At 62.3% G+C, this 18,192-nt stretch carries 13 protein-coding genes; 7 read left to right on the top strand and 6 right to left on the bottom strand.

What is annotated here, in order from left to right:
- Positions 1–151 precede the first annotated feature (151 nt).
- Both E3T27_RS09670 and E3T27_RS09675 read right to left on the bottom strand, forming a co-directional pair.
- Positions 152–1,483: an MFS transporter gene (locus E3T27_RS09670; protein ID WP_134572387.1), complete on the bottom strand. Its 1,332-nt coding sequence runs from the start codon at positions 1,481–1,483 to the stop codon at positions 152–154.
- Positions 1,484–1,552: 69 nt separating this feature from the next.
- Positions 1,553–2,476, bottom strand: coding sequence for a proteasome assembly chaperone family protein (locus E3T27_RS09675; protein WP_104198066.1), 924 nt, complete (start codon positions 2,474–2,476; stop codon positions 1,553–1,555).
- Between the two features lie 113 nt (positions 2,477–2,589).
- Between E3T27_RS09675 and E3T27_RS09680 the strand changes: the two genes are divergently transcribed.
- From E3T27_RS09680 to E3T27_RS09690, 3 genes are all read left to right on the top strand, one after another.
- Positions 2,590–4,083, top strand: coding sequence for a leucyl aminopeptidase (locus E3T27_RS09680; protein ID WP_134572389.1), 1,494 nt, complete (start codon positions 2,590–2,592; stop codon positions 4,081–4,083).
- Positions 4,084–4,182: 99 nt separating this feature from the next.
- On the top strand, positions 4,183–5,556 hold the full coding sequence (lpdA, locus tag E3T27_RS09685) for a dihydrolipoyl dehydrogenase (protein WP_104198068.1): 1,374 nt from the start codon (positions 4,183–4,185) through the stop codon (positions 5,554–5,556).
- Positions 5,557–5,617: 61 nt separating this feature from the next.
- Positions 5,618–7,009, top strand: a complete 1,392-nt coding sequence (locus tag E3T27_RS09690) for a 2-oxo acid dehydrogenase subunit E2 (protein WP_134572391.1) — start codon at positions 5,618–5,620, stop codon at positions 7,007–7,009.
- Positions 7,010–7,054: 45 nt separating this feature from the next.
- Here the strand turns inward: E3T27_RS09690 and E3T27_RS09695 are convergent, their stop codons facing one another.
- Complete coding sequence (locus E3T27_RS09695) at positions 7,055–8,926, bottom strand: protein kinase domain-containing protein (protein WP_166786166.1); 1,872 nt, start codon at positions 8,924–8,926, stop codon at positions 7,055–7,057.
- Between the two features lie 166 nt (positions 8,927–9,092).
- On the opposite strand from E3T27_RS09695, the gene lipB reads away from it, so the two are divergent.
- The 3 genes from lipB to E3T27_RS09710 are packed head-to-tail and all read left to right on the top strand — an operon-like array spanning position 9,093 to position 11,514.
- Complete coding sequence (gene lipB, locus E3T27_RS09700) at positions 9,093–9,773, top strand: lipoyl(octanoyl) transferase LipB (RefSeq protein WP_134572395.1); 681 nt, start codon at positions 9,093–9,095, stop codon at positions 9,771–9,773.
- A complete protein-coding gene (lipA, locus tag E3T27_RS09705) occupies positions 9,770–10,759 on the top strand; it encodes a lipoyl synthase (protein WP_104129183.1) in 990 nt (329 codons plus the stop codon). Before lipB ends, lipA begins: the two co-directional genes overlap by 4 nt.
- Positions 10,760–10,806: 47 nt before the next feature.
- The gene (locus tag E3T27_RS09710) at positions 10,807–11,514 is read left to right on the top strand and encodes a DUF4191 domain-containing protein (RefSeq protein WP_104198073.1); all 708 of its coding nucleotides are present in this window, start codon (positions 10,807–10,809) and stop codon (positions 11,512–11,514) included.
- Between the two features lie 63 nt (positions 11,515–11,577).
- On the opposite strand, the gene E3T27_RS09715 is transcribed toward E3T27_RS09710, so the two are convergent.
- Positions 11,578–12,006, bottom strand: a complete 429-nt coding sequence (locus E3T27_RS09715) for an RDD family protein (protein WP_134572397.1) — start codon at positions 12,004–12,006, stop codon at positions 11,578–11,580.
- Between the two features lie 144 nt (positions 12,007–12,150).
- Between E3T27_RS09715 and glnA the strand changes: the two genes are divergently transcribed.
- Entirely contained in the window at positions 12,151–13,575 is a 1,425-nt protein-coding gene (gene glnA, locus E3T27_RS09720) for a type I glutamate--ammonia ligase (protein WP_104198075.1), read from the top strand.
- Between the two features lie 106 nt (positions 13,576–13,681).
- On the opposite strand, the gene E3T27_RS09725 is transcribed toward glnA, so the two are convergent.
- Both E3T27_RS09725 and E3T27_RS09730 read right to left on the bottom strand, forming a co-directional pair.
- On the bottom strand, positions 13,682–16,777 hold the full coding sequence (locus E3T27_RS09725) for a bifunctional [glutamine synthetase] adenylyltransferase/[glutamine synthetase]-adenylyl-L-tyrosine phosphorylase (RefSeq protein WP_134572399.1): 3,096 nt from the start codon (positions 16,775–16,777) through the stop codon (positions 13,682–13,684).
- Positions 16,778–16,815: 38 nt separating this feature from the next.
- Positions 16,816–18,153, bottom strand: a complete 1,338-nt coding sequence (locus tag E3T27_RS09730) for a glutamine synthetase family protein (RefSeq protein ID WP_104198077.1) — start codon at positions 18,151–18,153, stop codon at positions 16,816–16,818.
- Positions 18,154–18,192: the final 39 nt, after the last annotated feature.

Here is an 18,192-nt window from a genome sequence, read left to right on the forward strand (position 1 = left end):
AGGAGCCAGAAGCGTTTTTGGGCAGAACTTGGACCCATGTCAAGTCCCGGGATACCCATACCGAAGTGACTTCGGGATGCCCCGGACCAGAACGGGTCCTAGAATCAAGTATTGCACGGTTTGTCTGGACGACAAGCCACGACATCTACTACTATCCTTTGCTACGCCGTTTCCACTCTCGTGACAGTGCAACCCAGATAGGGGCCACTTCTATTCCTTCGTCACGGGAAAGCTGGCGTCTGGTACGCCGACGGGCATGCACCAGAAACCCGATGCCGAGTCCGACGACGAGGTACTGAACTGTGAAGGCCACCCGAAATGCGTCGAGCGCATACAGGTCACTCGCTGCTCCCCCGGCGATGCGCCATCCGTTTTGAAGGTCGAGAAGTAACCCGATCAGGTACATCATGACGAAGCTCGCGGTGAAGCCTCCGACGTTGACGACGCCGTTAGCCGAGCCCAGGCTTCGCTGTGGATTGAAGGTGCGCGCGAAGTCGAAGCCGATCAGCGATCCGGGCCCGCCGATTCCGAGCACGACAAGCAACAGCACTATCGTCCAGAGTGGGGGAACACCGGGCCAGAGCAACACGATCGCCCAAGCGACACCGATACCGGTCACGATGGCGAGCACAATGTTGCTGCGGCGCAGCGGGTGACGCGCCGTCAGCAGGCCTAGAATTGGTCCGAAAACCAGGCCTGCGCCGACCAAAACGGTCAACATGCCGGCCGCGAACGCCGGTTCGTAGCCGAGGGCGAAGACCATGAACGGATAGCCCCATAACAGGCTGAACACGGTACCGGAAGACTGCGTAACGTAGTGGGACCAGAATCCGAGCTGGGTGCCCGGGCGACGAAAACTGTGCCGCAGCTGGGTCAGCGCCATTCCGAGGCTGTTGGCATGCACGTGTTCAGTGACGTCTCTGGGGCGGTCCTGCACGAAAATGACGACCACGACCAGGGCGACAACAGCCACAGAGGCCGCTGAAAGGAAGGCCGTTGTCCAGCCGCTCGTATGCAGTAACCACGCTAGGGGCACCGCGGAGAGCACCTGGCCGAGTTGGCCGATGTTGCCCGTCCACTGGGACAAAAGGGGAACGATGGGACCGCTGAACCAGGAGCTGATGAGGCGGATCATCGAAATGAAAATGGTCGCATCACCGGCTCCAACGAGAATGCGGCCGATGACAGCGACTGAGATTTCCGGTGCCAGTGCCAGTGTGATCTGCCCGGTGACCATGAGCGCGGTTCCCGTGATCATGAGCACTCGCGGACCGTATCGGTCGATCAAGACCCCAACCGGGATCTGCGCGGCGGCGTAGACGATGAGTTGCACGACGGCCAGGCTCGAGAGAATAGCGGCCGATCCACCGAATTTTTCCGTGGCAGCCACCCCAGCGATCCCCATTGACGTTCGCTGAAGCACGGCCGACAGGTACGCGAACGACCCGATGATAAAGATCAGGGTGGATCGGCGAGAGTTCACTGAATGAAGTCTATCGCGTTCATCCTGACCGGCACTTCAAGCCGGTTCACCTGGTGCTGTGAGATGGTTTCAGCTGACAGGACCGTCATCGCGGCTGCGGCGCAGGGCCAGAAAGTTCTCGAGTTCGGCAGCGATCTCATCGGCTGACGGCAGCTCGCCGTCTTCATCGGTGAGTGGCGAACGCAGCGGGCTCCCTTCCATATAGGCGTCGTACCGCTGCTCGAGGGTGCCCACAAGCTTGGCCAGCTCCGGATTGCCCTGCACCTGATCGTCGATGCGAGCGACAAATTCTCTGTTTGCCTCACGTAGGTGATCGGTGGGAAAGATCAAACCCGTCGACGCGCTCGTGCTTTCCAACGCGCTGAGAGCTGCGGCTGGAAACTCGGTATCACCCAGGTAATGCGGAATGAGTAATACGTAGCCGACCGTCGATGCGCCGCGTTCCTGCAAGCGGAACTCCAGAAGATGTAGAACGTTGGCGGCTACCTGCGTGTGCGGTCGCCAGACGGATCGGTTTTCGATGAGGTCGGAACGATTGCCGCTGACGGTCACACCGATCGGGCGGGTGTGCGGGACGGGCATCGGAATGGCGTGCACCCAGGTCGTGGAGGAAACAGTGAATCGGTCGACGAGCTGCAGCATGGCCGCGGTGAACTGCTCCCAGCGGAAGTCTGGTTCGAAGCCGGTCAAAAAAAGGAACGGCTGACCGATCTCGTCGCGGGCCAGGTACAGCTGGAGCGATGGTGGCTGGTAGTTCGTGAGGTGATCCTGATCAAAGTAGATGATCGGGCGTCGGGCCCGATAGTCGAGCAGGGTGTCGGTATCGAACGACGCCACGACGGTGTGATCCAGGGTGGTCAGCAAGTAGTCGGTGAATTGCGCTACCGCGCCACCGGCATCCGCGAAGCCGGTCAGTCCCATGACGAGGTGTAGTCCCTCCGGAACGCCATCGGCGTCGGCGGTGAGTTTGTAGAGCTCCTCGGGGTCTGGCATTCCTTAACTCTAATCCGAGGCGCCCATTCGTGCAGTCTTTCGGGGCTTTCACCATCGTGCCGAGAGCGAACAACCGGGAGCGGGTGGCTGGGCCCCACGGATACCATCTTCATATGACTGTACCCACCCTGTCCCTGTCCACCGAGTCCGCGTCGGGCTCCACCGCCGAGATCCTCATTCTTGCTTCGCTCCAAACGGATGACGGGGTGCGGTTGCTCGCGGATGTCACGCTCGGTGACGATCTGATCGCGTCGGTGACAGCCCAGTTGCTGCTCCTGAATGCGACCGGCGCACGTGACGAGGTGGTGCGCCTGGTGGTCATGGCCGGGGCGCCGCGCAGCATCGCCATCGTCGGACTGGGACGCCTGCTCGACACCGAGGCCCTTCGACACGCGGCTGGGTCTGCCGTACGTCAGCTGAGCGGTGCAGCCTCAGTGGCATTCTCACTTCCCCTGGACGACGCCGACCAAGTCGAAGCTGTCCTTGAAGGCGCCGCCCTCGGCGGCTACGCCTACACGGCGTACCGGCACAGTTCGTTAGCGGCGACCAAACTGCCTGCCCGGAGTGTCATCGTGCACACTACGACCCCGGCATCATCCGCTCTGGAACGCGCCCGCATCAGTGCCGAGGCGATTGCTCTGGTGAAGGACCTCGTCAATATGCCGCCGCTCGACCTGTACCCGGCCTCGCTCGCCGACCTGGCGGTCGACGCCGCACGTGGACTACCGCTCGACGTGACCGTCTGGGATGAGCATCAGCTCGCCGCCGACGGGTTCGGTGGCATTGCCGGTGTCGGTGCGGGTTCCACCCGCCCGCCGCGCCTGGTCAAGCTCAGCTATAGCCCGAATGGGGCCGGCAAACACCTCGCCCTCGTCGGCAAGGGCATCACGTTCGACACCGGCGGACTCTCTCTCAAGCCGCCGGCATCGATGGTGGGTATGAAGTACGACATGACGGGGGCCGCCACTGTCCTTGCCGTGATCGTAGCTGCAGCCCGGCTCCAGCTCCCAGTACGCATCACGGCGTGGATGTGCATCGCCGAAAACATGCCGTCGGGATCAGCTATCCGCCCCAACGACGTGCTGCGCATGCGCGGCGGACGTACCGTTGAGGTGCTCAACACTGATGCTGAAGGTCGCCTCGTGCTCGCAGACGGCCTCGTCGCCGCGGGTGAAGAACACCCCGACGCTATCATCGACGTCGCTACCCTGACCGGTGCTGCTGTCGTGGCCCTTGGCAACAGGTATTTCGGCGCGATGGGAGATGACATCCTCGTGCAGCACGTGCTCGCGGCCAGCGCCGCGACCGGTGAGACGGCCTGGCCTATGCCATTCCCAAACGAATTGCGCGCCACGCTCAATTCGGATGTCGCCGACATCGCAAATGCAAAAATTGGCAGCTCGGCCGGCGGGATGCTTCTCGCCGGGATATTTTTGCGGGAATTCATCGGAACAGATACGGCCGGCCAGACCATTCCGTGGGCTCACCTCGACATCGCCGGCCCGGCTCAGAATTCCGGATCAGGTTGGGGATTCACCGGTGTCGGACCAACCGGGGTGTCCGTTCGGGCGCTTCTTCGACTGGCCGAGGACTTTTCACGCCCGTAGTACAGTCGAAGGGGCAAGAAAAGCTTGTCAATCCACGCTGCCGATCTGCAAAATCTGTCGGCCGTCGTGATGGAGCGTAATGCGCGAGGGAGTAGCTGAGTGTCGGAACAGAATTTTGACATTGTCGTTCTCGGTGGCGGAAGCGGTGGATATGCAGCAGCGCTGCGTGCCGTGCAGCTGGGATTCACCGTTGGTCTGATCGAGAAAGGCAAGCTCGGCGGCACCTGCCTGCACGTCGGTTGCATTCCGACCAAGGCCCTCCTGCACTCGGCCGAGGTAGCTGACGTCAGCCGTGAAGCCGCCAAATACGGCGTCAAGACCGCGTTCGAGGGTATTGATATGGCCGCCGTCAACGCGTTCCGCGAAGGCATTGTAGCGAGCAAGTACAAGGGACTCCAGGGCCTGGTCAAAGCGCGCGGGATCACCGTGATCGAGGGCGAAGGCCATCTGGTCTCTCCGACCACCGTTCAGGTTGGCGATGACCTGATCGTCGGCAAGAACGTGATCCTGGCCACTGGTTCCTACTCCCGCTCGCTGCCCGGGCTCGAGATCGGCGGGCGCGTCATCACGAGCGAGACCGCACTCGCCCTGGACTACGTTCCGAAGAAGGTCGCCGTGCTGGGCGGCGGCGTCATCGGCGTCGAATTCGCGAGCGTTTGGAAGTCCTTCGGTGCTGATGTCACGATCATCGAAGCCCTGCCTCACCTCGTGCCCAACGAGGAAGAGTCGATTTCCAAGCAACTCGAGCGCGCATTCCGCAAGCGCGGTATCGAGTATTCCCTCGGCATCCGCTTTCAGAGTGTCACCCAGTCCGACTCCGGCGTTGTCGTCACGCTCGAGAATGGCGCGACCGTTGAGGCCGACCTGCTGCTTGTTGCCGTCGGGCGCGGCCCGGTCACCGCTGGACTCGGCTTTGACGAGGTCGGCGTAACCATGGATCGCGGATTTGTCATCACCGACGAACGCCTCGCCACGAACCTCCCCGGCGTCTACGCCGTGGGCGACATCGTGCCAGGACTGCAGCTCGCCCACCGCGGTTTTCAGCAGGGTATCTTCGTCGCCGAGGAAATTGCCGGACTCAACCCGATCCTCGTCGACGACCTGAATATCCCCAAGGTCACCTACTCGGATCCCGAAGTTGCCTCCGTCGGCTACAGCGAAGCCAAGGCCGCTGACAAATTCGGTGCCGACCAGGTCTCCACCTACGAATACAACCTCGGCGGAAACGGCAAGAGCTCCATTCTTGGTACCGCCGGTTCGGTCAAGCTGGTCCGGGTCAAGGACGGCCCCATCGTGGGCATTCACATGATCGGCGCCCGCGTCGGCGAACTCATCGGCGAAGGCCAGCTCGTGGTGAATTGGGAAGCGTTCCCCGAAGACATCGCACCCTTCCTGCATGCGCACCCGACCCAGAACGAAGCGCTGGGTGAGGCTTTCCTGGCTCTGGCCGGCAAACCGCTCCACGCGATGTAGTCGGTTCGCGCATTCTTATCCAATTTTCAGACAAGCAAACGGTTTTGAAGGAGACATACGCATGAGCGAATCCGTCAGCCTCCCGGCACTCGGAGAGAGTGTCACAGAGGGCACGGTCACCCGCTGGCTAAAGAACGTGGGCGACCGCGTGGAGGTCGACGAGCCATTGCTCGAGGTATCGACCGACAAGGTGGACACGGAAATTCCGTCCCCGGTCGCCGGCATTATCGAAGCCATCTTGGTGCAGGAGGACGAGACTGTCGAGGTCGGAACCCCGCTTGTCACTATCGGCGATGGCTCCGCACCAGCCGCTCCCATCGCGGAGGCACCGGCTGCTGAGGCACCGGCTGCCGTCGCAGCACCCGAGCCCGTTGCGCCCACTCCGGTACCGGTCGCTGCTGCGCCACCGGTGGCAACTCCGGCACCCGTTACTGTTCCGGCACCGGTCGCTGCTGCGGCACCGGTTACTGTTCCGGCACCGGTCGCTGCTCCGGCACCGGTCGCTGCTCCGGCACCGGTCGCCGTTCAGGCATCCGCTGCCCCTGCGGCTCGGGGCTCACACGCCGGAACCAGCGGTTACGTCACGCCGATCGTGCGCAAAATGGCGAACGAAGCCGGCGTCGACCTGTCGACGGTCAGTGGCACCGGCGTGGGCGGACGCATCCGAAAGGAAGACATCGTTCAGGCCGCTTCCGCAGTGAGTAATGCTGTGGCCGCGCCTGCCATCGAGATCTCACCACTTCGCGGAACGACCCAGCCGATGTCCCGCCTACGCAAGGTTGTCGCCGAGCGTGCCGTCATCTCGATGCAGTCATCCGCTCAGCTCACGACAGTGGTCGAAGTCGATGTCACCCGCGTAGCCCTGCTGCGCGATCGGGTCAAAGGAGCATTCGCCGAGAAGACCGGCAACAAGCTCTCGTTCCTGCCGTTCTTCGCTCTGGCTGCCGCCGAGGCGCTTCGTGCTATCCCTATCGTGAACGCCACGATCGACGGTGACACGATCGTGTACCCGGCCCAGGAAAATATCAGCATCGCCGTGGATACCGAGCGTGGCCTCTTGACTCCGGTCGTTCGCAACGCCGGGGAACTCGACCTGGCTGGTTTTGCCGCTCAAATCGCGGACCTCGCCGCTCGCACGCGGGATAACAAGCTCAAGCCCGACGAACTGAGTGGTGGAACGTTCACGCTGACCAACACCGGTTCGCGCGGTGCCCTGTTCGATACGCCCGTGGTGTTCCTGCCGCAGAGCGCCATTCTCGGAACCGGAATCGTCTACAAGAAGCCGCTTGTTGTCACCAACGACGGCCTTGATTCGATCGCAATCCGATCCAGCGTGTACCTCGCCCTCTCTTACGACCACCGCATCATCGACGGTGCGGATGCAGCCAGCTTCCTCACCACGATGAAGACGCGGCTCGAGGCCGGTGCGTTCGAGGGCGACCTCGGCATCTAACAGCTCGAACTTTCCGCTCTGGACCACCCGCGGTTTTGGCGCAGTTCAGTAGTCGAAAATCTCCCGAAGACGCCAGCCGTCCTCGCCCTTGACCACAAGGACCGAGGCCGGCTGGCTTTTTTGCTGCCCAGGCACCGGGGTCAGCACGACGACGGCCAGGTCGCCGCTGCGTTCAGCCAGTGACGGTGAGTAGCTGGCATAGTCGGCGATTTCCCGGCCGGATAGACCCTGTTGCCGCTCACGGGCGTCGTAGCTATCTGACGCCAGCATGGCCGATCCGGTCTGGTCCACGTCGACCAGGCAGACCAGGGACGTGGTGGCCAGGCACGCAGCCCGACGCTCGAGCAGGGCGAGCACGGCCGCTATCGGGTCATCCCCCGCTATTGCCGCCTGGCTGGCGGAGCCCGCGGTATCCGCCGGTACACCGGCCGTAGGTGTCGGTGTTGTCGGACTGTCGGCGACCCCTGGCGTGCCGTTGACCTGGGCTGCATTGTTTGTGCCCGCAGTCTCGGGTGGCCCGGTTTCACCGGCACGGCCCGATACGGGGAACAGAGTCAGGGCGAGCATGAGAATGCTGGCGCCTCCGAAAACGGCCACCAGCAGAGGCCGATGGTGCCCGTGAAGACGTTTACGCAGTGCATGCCCGGCAGAGTTGAACGGATGCGCGTCGACCAGGGAGTCGACGATGCCCTCGAATACTCGACGGAGGCCCATCCGCTGCTGTACCGCACTTAAAAGGGCGGTGCCCCGCCCGGAGAGACGGCGGAGAACAGTACCGCCACCGAGGGAGAAATGACCGCGTGGCAGCCTGTCGTCGAAGCTCCCGCCGAGTTCCTCGCCGTGTTCCTCGCCGCGGTAACCTGCGGAATCCACGTCGTTGTCGAACTTGCCGCCCGTTTTGTCGGCGCGAGTTTCATCGTGAGAATTACTGTTGTCGGAAACCTCCGACCTGACCGGGTCAATTTGGAGAGCGGTGTGGCGAAGCTGAACCCCGTTGACCTGCCCGGCTTCTGTCTCGACGACGGCGGAATTCACCGTGACTGACTGTGCGTCCCGTCGGTCGTCGGTGTGAAAACCTCGAAGCGGTTCGGCGTCGGCCCAACCGAAAAGGTCGTACTCCAGTGTGCCGAGGATCGAACCGGGGTGTGCGGTGCCGGCTGCCCGATCTGCACCGTCTGGAGCCCCGGCGGAATTGACAGTAGCCTGAAATCCTCGCACCAGTGCGGCACCACTCTCGTGGTGCGGGTCCGTTCTATCGACCGACTCGAAGACGGCCATCATGACAATTGCCAAGCGTTCGTAATCGACTCGCAGCCGCCGCATTCGCTCCCGAGGCGCGTCGGTGAGATGTGAAACAGCACCAAAACCGGTCAGCACCGCCCGGCCATTCGCATCGAGCAGAACTGTCGACTGGCTGACGCTCCCGTGCGCGAACCCGGCCGCGTGCATGGCGCTTAGAGCTAAAGTGATCGGTGCCAGCAGGGTCACGACCTCGCCCGGAGACAGAGACGGGTGTTCGACCAGATATTTGGCGAGGGACCCACCGGGGAGCCGTTCCAGAATCAGACAGATGCGGCCGTCGCGCACTTGCGCGACGTCAAGCAGACGCACGAGTCCCGGCGCGGCGGCCGATGTCAGCACGGCGATGTCGAGTTCGACGCTTGCCGATTCGGTGGCGGCATGGAAGACCTTGAGAGCAACAACGCTCCCGGAACCGGAATGTCCCAGGTACACCACGGCGCGGTCTCCAGCGCCTAACAGACGTATCACACGGTGTCCGGCAACGACACTCTCCGTGTGCACCGTTGCCACAGCGTTCGGATCATCGTCGGCGTCACGGTGGGCCGCGTGCTGAGCTGAGTCCTGCCATTGTTTCTCGTCGACCGAAGCCGGGGGCTGTTCAGCGCGTCGTCTCACGAGACCATGTTCTCCTGCACAACCGGCTGACCGACGCACATACCCCTCATCCGTGCAGGGCGGGGGATCCGGGCCGTTGTGGAGGAGTCGAAAAATCCGCCCGGTGACCGCGCGCGTGCTGTATTCGTTGCACGCAGATTTGCGACTGCACCCCTAGACTGGGCAAATGCTCGACTTTGTCGTCGCGGGGCTAAGCGCCAACTCCGTGCCGTATGTTGAGGGCCTTGAGCTCCAACGCGCAGTCCATCGTTCTGTCGTCGCCCGTGAGCGACCAGACACCGTCCTCCTACTGGAGCATCCCGCCGTGTATACGGCCGGAAAACGCACGCTTCCTGAGGAACGCCCCGACGACGATACGCCGGTGATCGACGTCGACCGGGGTGGCAAGATTACCTGGCACGGACCTGGCCAACTGGTCGGGTATCCCATTGTGCACTTGCACGAACCCGTCGACGTCGTCGGCTATGTTCGGTCCCTCGAAGCCATACTGATCGAGGTTCTGATCGAGTTCGGCATCGACGCCGTGCGAGTGGCCGGACGCTCGGGCGTTTGGGTCGGCGAGGCTGGCCATGAAGACAAGATCGCTGCCATCGGTATTCGCGTCGCCCAGGGTGTCACAATGCACGGTTTCGCACTCAACTGCAGCAACTCACTGGAAGCCTACTCGCGCATCATCGCCTGTGGCATTCGCGATGCCGGTGTGACCACGATGTCGCAAGTGCTGGGACGCACGGTCGACCCGGGCGCGTTGATTGACCCCATCACGGCCGCATTCCGACGTTCGGCAAGTGTGAACCCAGCCCAAAAGACCTCCGCCAGCCTCGACAACGTCAGGACTAACGCATGAGCGCAGTACCCGAAGGCCGCAAATTGTTGCGATTGGAAATTCGCAACGCGGAGACACCAATAGAACGCAAGCCTTCTTGGATCAAGACGGTCGCCAAAATGGGGCCGGAGTATCAGAAACTGCAAAGCTTGGTCAAGAGCGAGAATTTGCATACCGTGTGCCAGGAAGCTGGATGCCCGAACATCTTTGAGTGTTGGGAAGACCGGGAAGCGACCTTTTTGATCGGTGGCTCACAATGCACCAGACGGTGTGATTTCTGCCAGATCGATACGGGAAAACCGGCCGACTACGACGTCGACGAACCGCGCCGCGTCGGCGAATCCGTTGTCACGATGAACCTGCGTTATGCCACCGTGACCGGCGTTGCCCGCGACGATCTGCCCGATGAGGGGGCCTGGCTCTACGCCGAGACGATTCGACAGATTCACCAGCAGAGCCCTGGCACCGGTGTTGAGATTCTCGTGCCGGACTTCTCCGGCAATCCGGAACACCTCGCTCAGGTGTTCGATGCCAAACCCGAGGTCTTCGCCCACAACGTGGAAACCGTGCCACGCATCTTCAAGCGAATCCGCCCGGCGTTTCGGTATGACCGGTCGCTCGACGTGCTCACGCAGGGACGCAACGCCGGCCTGATCACAAAATCCAACCTCATCCTCGGTATGGGAGAGGAACGAGCTGAAATCACCCAGGCGCTCCACGACCTGCATGAGGCCGGTACCGACATCATCACCATTACGCAGTACCTGCGCCCGAGCGCCCGGCATCTGCCGGTCGCTCGCTGGGTACGCCCAGAGGAGTTCGTCGAGCTCAACGAGGAAGCCAAAGAGATCGGCTTTCTCGGCGTGCTCTCGGGGCCGCTCGTGCGCTCTTCTTATCGCGCCGGTCGACTATGGGCCCAGTCCATGGTCGCGACCGGTCGCGAGATCCCCGCCGAACTGCGCCAGCTGGCGGATGCTCAGCTCGGGTTCGCCCAAGCCGTGTCGTGACCGAATGCGGTCATGCGGCATTCGAGTGACTGGGTAGTCTTATACCCATGGCACGCAGCAAGGAAAAGACCCCCAAAAAACCAAAACAGCCCGGCCGCTTGAAGCAAATGTGGCAGGTTTTCCAGATGACGAGGCGCTACGACTCGAACATCGTTTGGATTCTGGTTTTGGCCTTCCTCATACCCGTTCTGATCAGCCTGGCCTTGGCCCTGTTGATTCCCGGCAGCAACGTCTTCACGATGGTGCTGTGGATCATTGCCGGTGTGCTTGCCGGCATTCTGGCGATGCTGATCATTCTCGGCCGACGCGCGGAGAAGGCTGCGTATTCGCAGATTGAGGGACAGCCCGGCGCCGTTGGGGCCGTGTTGCGGAGCTCACTGAAGCGGGGGTGGGTCGGCAGCGAGATGCCGGTAGCCGTCAACGGTAAGACGCAGGATGCGGTTTATCGCGCCGTCGGCCGCGGCGGTGTCGTGTTGATCAGTGAGGGTCCGAAAACTCGAACTGCCCGCATGCTCGATGAAGAAAAGCGCAAGATCGTGCGCATTGGCGGAAATGTGGGCGTAACCGTGATCTCCGTTGGCCCCGACGAGGATGCCGTGCCGCTGCACAAGCTCGCTCGTCGTCTGACTCGGATCAAGCCCGTTCTGACCAAGGCCGAGGTTCTCGCCGTCAATAACCGTCTGAACTCCATGGGTACGAAATTGCCTATCCCCAAGGGTGTCGACCCGATGAAAGCCCGTCCGCAACGCGGCTAATCCGACACAGATCAAGCGAAGGGCCAGATGCAACAGCATCTGGCCCTTCGTCGTCCTGCCGGGTTACCGGCGGATGAGCACCGTTCCCGCGACCTTGTCATGGAAGCCACGCTGGTCCGAATCCCAGACGAGGGCGGGGATCGCCAGTGCGAGGAGTACCGATCGCACAACGGGACGCCACAGTCCAACCCATCCGCCGTGGATGGAGATGATCCGTAGTCCCACCAGACGATGCCCGACACTGGCACCGATCGTGGGAATAAAAACGATCTGCAAAACGACGAAGATGATCAGGTTCGCGGCCGGGTCGTAGTTGAAGAAGATCCTCGAAACGCCGATGGCGATCGCCCAGTCAATGGCGAAGCCGAACAGCCGTCGCCACGGGCGGCCAACAGAACTGGGCCCGACCCGCGGTAATCCGAGCCGCTCCCCCGGCCATTTACTGGGCGGAAGCTGACCAAAAGTATTCGGGCGGGAGCTGGAGTCTGGCACCCGATGAGTCTACCGAGAGGCCGTCCCTGTAACATGGGTGAAACATAAGCGTCACGGAGAAGTAACGCGGCGATACTAATCTCAGGGGAGCCGATGTGTCCGATTCGGCCGTTTCTACGCCCCCGTCGTCTGGAGTTAGTCCGCATGTTCCGCGATTCGTCCGAAGTGCTCAAATTCATCAAAGAAAATGACGTCAAGTTTCTCGACATCCGTTTCACCGATCTTCCCGGTGTGCAGCAGCACTTCAACATTCCGGCATCCACGGTCGATGAAGAGTTCTTCACCGTTGGCCAAATGTTCGATGGTTCATCCATCCGCGGTTTCGCGTCGATCCACGAATCGGACATGCAGCTCATTCCCGACGTGTCGACCGCGTACCTGGACCCGTTCCGCACCGAGAAGACGCTCATCATGCTCTTCGACATCTACAACCCGCGTAACGGTGAAATCTACTCCAAGGACCCGCGCCAGGTAGCTAAGAAGGCCGAGAAATACCTCGCCTCCACGGGCATTGGCGACACTGCGTTTTTCGGTTCCGAAGCGGAGTTCTACATCTTCGACGATGTGCGCTACGAAGTGAACCAGCACACGAGTTTTTACTCCGTTGACTCGGGCGAAGGCGCCTGGAATTCCGGAAAGAAAGAAGAAGGCGGAAACCTCGCCAACAAGACACCGTTCAAGGGCGGGTACTTTCCGGTCAGCCCGGTCGACCAGCACGTCGATATGCGCGACGATATCTGCCTGAAGTTGATCGAGGCGGGCCTCATCCTCGAACGCAGCCACCACGAGGTGGGCACCGGCGGCCAGGGCGAGATCAACTACAGATTCGACACGATGGTTCACGCCGCCGATGACCTGCTGAAATTCAAGTACATCGTCAAGAACACGGCACACGACTGGGGCAAGACCGCAACGTTCATGCCCAAGCCGCTGTTCGGCGACAACGGCTCCGGTATGCACACGCACCAATCACTGTGGGCCGATGGCAAGCCGTTGTTCTACGATGAGGCCGGCTATGGCGGACTCTCCGACGTGGCTCGCTGGTACATCGGAGGCCTGCTCAAGCACGCCCCGGCCGTACTCGCATTCACGAACCCTACGGTCAACTCCTACCACCGGCTCGTTCCCGGATTCGAGGCCCCGGTCAACCTGGTCTACTCGGCCGGCAACCGCTCGGCGTCGATCCGCATTCCGATCACCGGAACCAACCCGAAGGCCAAGCGCCTCGAGTTCCGCGCTCCCGATGCATCCGGTAACCCGTATCTCGCCTTTGCCGCGCAGCTCATGGCTGGACTCGACGGCATCAAGAACCGTATTGAGCCGCACGAGCCCGTCGACAAGGATCTCTACGAGCTGCCGCCCGAGGAAGCCAAGAACATTCCCCAGGTTCCAGCCTCGCTCGAGGAAGCCCTGCAGGCCCTCGAAGCAGATCACGACTTTCTGCTCGCCGGAAACGTGTTCACTCCCGAACTGATTGAAACCTGGATCGAGTACAAGCGCGAAAACGAGATCAAGCCGCTCGCCCAGCGTCCGCACCCGTTCGAGTTCGAGCTGTACTACGGGGTCTAAACCGCACCGCACTTAGGTCATCCGGCTCTTGGAAAGGGACCGCATCTTTGGATGCGGTCCCTTTTATATTGCTGAGTGAACTGGGTGGACAGCCTGGTGTTGACCGTCAACCGGCGTTCGGCCCGGGACGTTCGACGGGGCCGTAGAACAGGCGCTCGAATACGGCGCGAGAACGTCGGGTCACAGCGAGGTAGTCGTCCTCCAGCTGGTTACCCGACCCCGGCGGGTACTCCATAACCCGGGCGATGCCCTCGAGGGCGGCGCGATCAGTCGGCAACACATTCGAGGTATGGTTCGTCCAGAGGGTGATGGCCGAGCGAGCGCGGGACGCAAAGACCCACGCGCTGCGTAGCACCGCCGCATCCGCTGCCGGTATCAATGCGGCGCTGACTGCTTCCTCCAATGCCGACAGAGTGGACGTCGTGCGAAGCGCCGGAATCGCCGCGCCGTGCTGTAGCTGGAGCAGCTGAACCAACCATTCCACGTCACTGAGCGAGCCACGCCCCAATTTCAGGTGCCGGTTCGGGTCGGCGCCCTGCGGGAGGCGCTCGTTCTCGACCCGAGCCTTGATGCGACGAACCTCCCGCACAGCCTGCTCGCTAATGGCTGCGGGGTACCGCACGTCGTCGGCCACGGCCTCGAAGTCTCGTAGCAACGCACCATCGCCGGCCACACCGCGACCGCGCAGGAGCGCTTGCGCTTCCCAGGTGAGTGACCAACGGCGATAGTATGCCTGATAGGAGTCGAGTGAACGTACGACCGGCCCGTTGCTGCCTTCCGGACGTAATCCGATGTCCAGATCGAGCGGCAAACGCCCGTCTTCGGTGAGCCGATTGAGTTCGCGCACGATATACCGGGCACGGTCGTTGGCCGCTTCGCCGTCGAGACTACCAGCGCGGAATACGTACATGACGTCGGCGTCGGAACCGAAACCGAGCTCGGCACCGCCGAACCGCCCCATACCGATCACACCGAATTCAATTCCGTCGCCGCTCGACGTACTGTCATCAGAACCATCAGGACCACCCCGAACAATCCGGTCTCCCCCACGTATAGCTGCGATGACGCCCTGAATATAGGTCGCATTGACATCCGTCAGGCCCTGGCCCAGCTGGTCGAGATCGATCTGACCCAGAAGGGCTGCGAATGCCAGTCGCAGCATCTCACGGCGCCTTGCCGCGCGCAGAATAGTCGCGGCGGCATCCGAGCTTTCATGCCGGCCGAGGACCGCTCGGGTTTCGTCTTGGAGCGCTCTGAGCGGTCGAGGCTGCAAGTCGGCTTCGTCTTCGAGCCACGCCACCGCTTCAGGGATCTTCTCCAGCAGCTCGCCGATATAACGACTCCCGGACAGCACCCTGGTGAGGCGCTCGGCCGCACCCGAGGAGTCACGCAACATGCGCAGGAACCAATAGGTCGAACCGAGGTTGTCGCTCAGGCGCCGAAAGACCAGGAAGCCGTAGTCCGGGTCTGCCCCCTGCGACAGCCACTGCAGCAGGACGGGGAGGAGGTGCCGCTGAATCGCCGCGCGCCGGGATACTCCGCCGGAGAGGGCGGCGATGTGCGCCAGAGCGCCCTTGGTGTTCACAAAGCCAATCGCCGCCAGACGAGCCTCGGCCTGTGCACTGGTCAGGTTCAGCCCATCGGCCGGCAGCGACGCCACCGCCGATAGCAGGGGGCGGTAGAAAAGGCGCTCGTGCAGGCCGCGCACCCTTTGTTTCGTCTCCGACCAGCGGGCGGTGAGTCCGGCAGCGCTGGTGGCCAGACCGGTCGAACGGGCCAGCACCCGCAGATTTGCCTCGTCGCGTGGCACCAGGTGGGTACGACGGAGTTTTTGCAGCTGCAGCCGATGTTCCATCAGGCGCAGAGAGCGATAGTCCTGAGCGAACTCGGTCGCTTCGGCTCGACCCACATACCCGGCGGTCGCCAGGGCGGTCAGCGCCGGGAGGGTGCCAGCCTGTCGAACGGCAGGGTCGGTCTGGCCATGAACGAGTTGAAGCAGCTGCACCGTGAACTCGATATCGCGCAGTCCGCCCGGACCGAGCTTGAGCTGAATATCAACCTCGTCGTCGGGGATATTGTCTGTGACGCGCTCCCGCATACGCTGGACCGATTCGACGAAATTCTCGCGGCCGGCGCTGCTCCAGACCTTGGGTGTGACCGCATCCATGTAACGGGCTCCGAGTTCGCGGTCACCGGCCAGCGTGCGGGCCTTGAGCAGCGCCTGAAACTCCCAACTCTTGGCCCAACGGTCATAGTAAGCCAGATGGGATTCGATCGAGCGTACGAGGGCTCCACTCTTGCCTTCCGGACGCAGGTTGGGGTCGACCTCCCACAGCTCTGGTTCGATGCCGGATTCGCCCAGGCCACGCATGATGAGCACGGCAAGACGGGTCGCGATCTCGACAGCCCGAGAACTTTCCAGACCGGCTGATTCGTCACCGTCCGCGACGAAGATAACGTCGACGTCGCTCACGTAGTTGAGCTCGCTCGCCCCGGCCTTGCCCATGCCGATAATGGCCAGGCGCGTTGCGCGCACCTGGTCGGCAGCAAAGACAGCGCGCCCGGCCGTATCGCCGCTGCACATGGTGCGGGCAACCGCTAATGCGGCTTCGAGCGCCGCCGTGGCGAGATCGGACAGGGTACGGGCGATGCCGTCGAGCCCGGCAACGGGGTCGGCCAGTTCGAGGTCGAAGGCGGCGAGCTGCGCCAAGCGGCGACGGTAGCGCACCCTGAGAGCGATCCACGCTGCATCATCGACCAGGCGGGAGAATCCCTCGGTCGCGCCGACAGAGTCCAACAGGTCGCGGACCAGCTCGTCGACGCTCGGCAGCACCGTCAACGGCGTGACCAGAACCGTCAGTTCCACCGGATGCCGGAGGAAGAATTCGGTGATTCCGCTGGACGCTCCGACGACTTTCAACAGCCGCCCGGTCGCAGCCGGCGACTGGAGCAGTTCGAATAGTTCAGGCGAACCCTGCCGCAGCAGGGCGACCAACGCGATCAGCGCGGCATCCGGGCTTGCCGTTGCCGTGAGCAGCGGCAACAATACCCGAGTATCGGTCAACCGGTCAGCTGAACCGGTGGCTCGGTGCGGGCTGCTCGCACCGAGCTGGGCAATCTCGTCGAGCCGAACACGTACGTCGGCAAGGTCAACGAAACCTACCCGAACGAGTTCGGTCAGGGTCAAGTGCAAACGCTCCATCGCGGGCGATTCCTTCGATCAGCGACACCACTGGCGAGTTAGAGCATCTCCAGGTTTTTTTGAAGTTCGAACGGGGTGACCTGTGACCGGTAGTCCCGCCACTCCTGCCGCTTGTTGAGCAGAACATAGTTGAAGACCTGTTCGCCCAGCGTCTCCGCGACGAGCTCGGACTCCTCCATGAATTGAATAGCATGATCGAGGCTGGCCGGCAGCTGCGTGTATCCGAGCGCACGACGCTCGGTGTCGCTGAGGCTCCACACATTGTCTTCGGCCTCCGGCGGCAACTCGTAGCCCTCCTCGATGCCCTTGAGGCCGGCGGCCAGCATGAGGGAGTAGGCGAGGTAAGGGTTGGCCGCGGAGTCGATCGCTCGATATTCAACCCGGGCACTCTGGCCCTTGTTCGGCTTGTACAGCGGTACGCGCACCAGCGCTGAGCGATTGTTGTGACCCCAGCAAACGAAGCTCGGAGCCTCATCGCCACCCCACAGCCGCTTGTACGAGTTCACGAATTGATTGGTCACCGCGGTGATCTCGGGGGCGTGCTTGAGCAGGCCCGCGATGAACTGGCGGCCGATCTTGGAGAGCTGGTATTGAGCACCGGCCTCGTAGAACGCGTTTGCGTCACCCTCGAACAGCGACATGTGGGTATGCATGCCCGATCCGGGATGCTCCGACATGGGCTTGGGCATGAACGTCGCGTACACGCCCTGCTCGATCGCGACTTCCTTGACCACCGTACGGAAGGTCATGATGTTGTCCGCGGTCGTCAGAGCGTCGGCATAGCGCAGGTCGATTTCGTTCTGGCCGGGACCCGCCTCGTGGTGACTGAATTCAACGGAAATTCCGAGGTCTTCGAGCATGCGCACCGAGCGGCGACGGAAATCGTGGGCGGTTCCACCGGGAACATTATCGAAGTAGCCGGCCGAGTCGACCGGAGTCGGACCGTTCTTGCCGTACTTCGACGACTTGAGCAGGTAGAACTCCACCTCGGGGTGGGTGTAGAACGTGAAGCCACGGTCGGCCGCTTTGGCCAGGGTGCGCTTGAGCACGTTGCGGGGGTCGGCGACGGCGGGCTGGCCGTCGGGTGTGGTGATGTCGCAGAACATGCGGGCGGTGGGATCGACTTCCCCGCGCCAGGGCAGAATCTGGAACGTGGTGGGATCTGGGTGAGCCAGGACATCCGCTTCAAAGGAGCGGGTGAGGCCCTCGATGGCGGAACCGTCGAACCCGAGGCCTTCGTTGAACGCGCCCTCGACCTCGGCGGGTGCAATGGCCACCGATTTGAGGGTACCGACGACGTCGGTGAACCAAAGCCGAATGAACTTGATTCCTCGCTCCTCGATGGTCCGAAGAACGAAGTCGCGCTGCTTGTCCATTCACGCTCTTTCTGATTGCTCCAACGGGGACGCACCTAA

The organism is Cryobacterium lyxosi (assembly GCF_004403345.1).
Classification (GTDB): Bacteria; Actinomycetota; Actinomycetes; order Actinomycetales; family Microbacteriaceae; genus Cryobacterium; species Cryobacterium lyxosi.

Excerpts from the sequence above, each read along its gene's own strand:
- E3T27_RS09690 (WP_134572391.1), top strand. The coding sequence starts at position 5,618 with ATGAGCGAATCCGTCAGCCTCCCGGCACTCGGAGAGAGTGTCACAGAG.
- E3T27_RS09675 (WP_104198066.1), bottom strand. The coding sequence starts at position 2,476 with ATGCCAGACCCCGAGGAGCTCTACAAACTCACCGCCGACGCCGATGGC.
- E3T27_RS09680 (WP_134572389.1), top strand. The coding sequence starts at position 2,590 with ATGACTGTACCCACCCTGTCCCTGTCCACCGAGTCCGCGTCGGGCTCC.
- E3T27_RS09730 (WP_104198077.1), bottom strand. The coding sequence starts at position 18,153 with ATGGACAAGCAGCGCGACTTCGTTCTTCGGACCATCGAGGAGCGAGGA.
- E3T27_RS09710 (WP_104198073.1), top strand. The coding sequence starts at position 10,807 with ATGGCACGCAGCAAGGAAAAGACCCCCAAAAAACCAAAACAGCCCGGC.
- lipA (WP_104129183.1), top strand. The coding sequence starts at position 9,770 with ATGAGCGCAGTACCCGAAGGCCGCAAATTGTTGCGATTGGAAATTCGC.
- lipB (WP_134572395.1), top strand. The coding sequence starts at position 9,093 with ATGCTCGACTTTGTCGTCGCGGGGCTAAGCGCCAACTCCGTGCCGTAT.
- glnA (WP_104198075.1), top strand. The coding sequence starts at position 12,151 with ATGTTCCGCGATTCGTCCGAAGTGCTCAAATTCATCAAAGAAAATGAC.
- E3T27_RS09725 (WP_134572399.1), bottom strand. The coding sequence starts at position 16,777 with ATGGAGCGTTTGCACTTGACCCTGACCGAACTCGTTCGGGTAGGTTTC.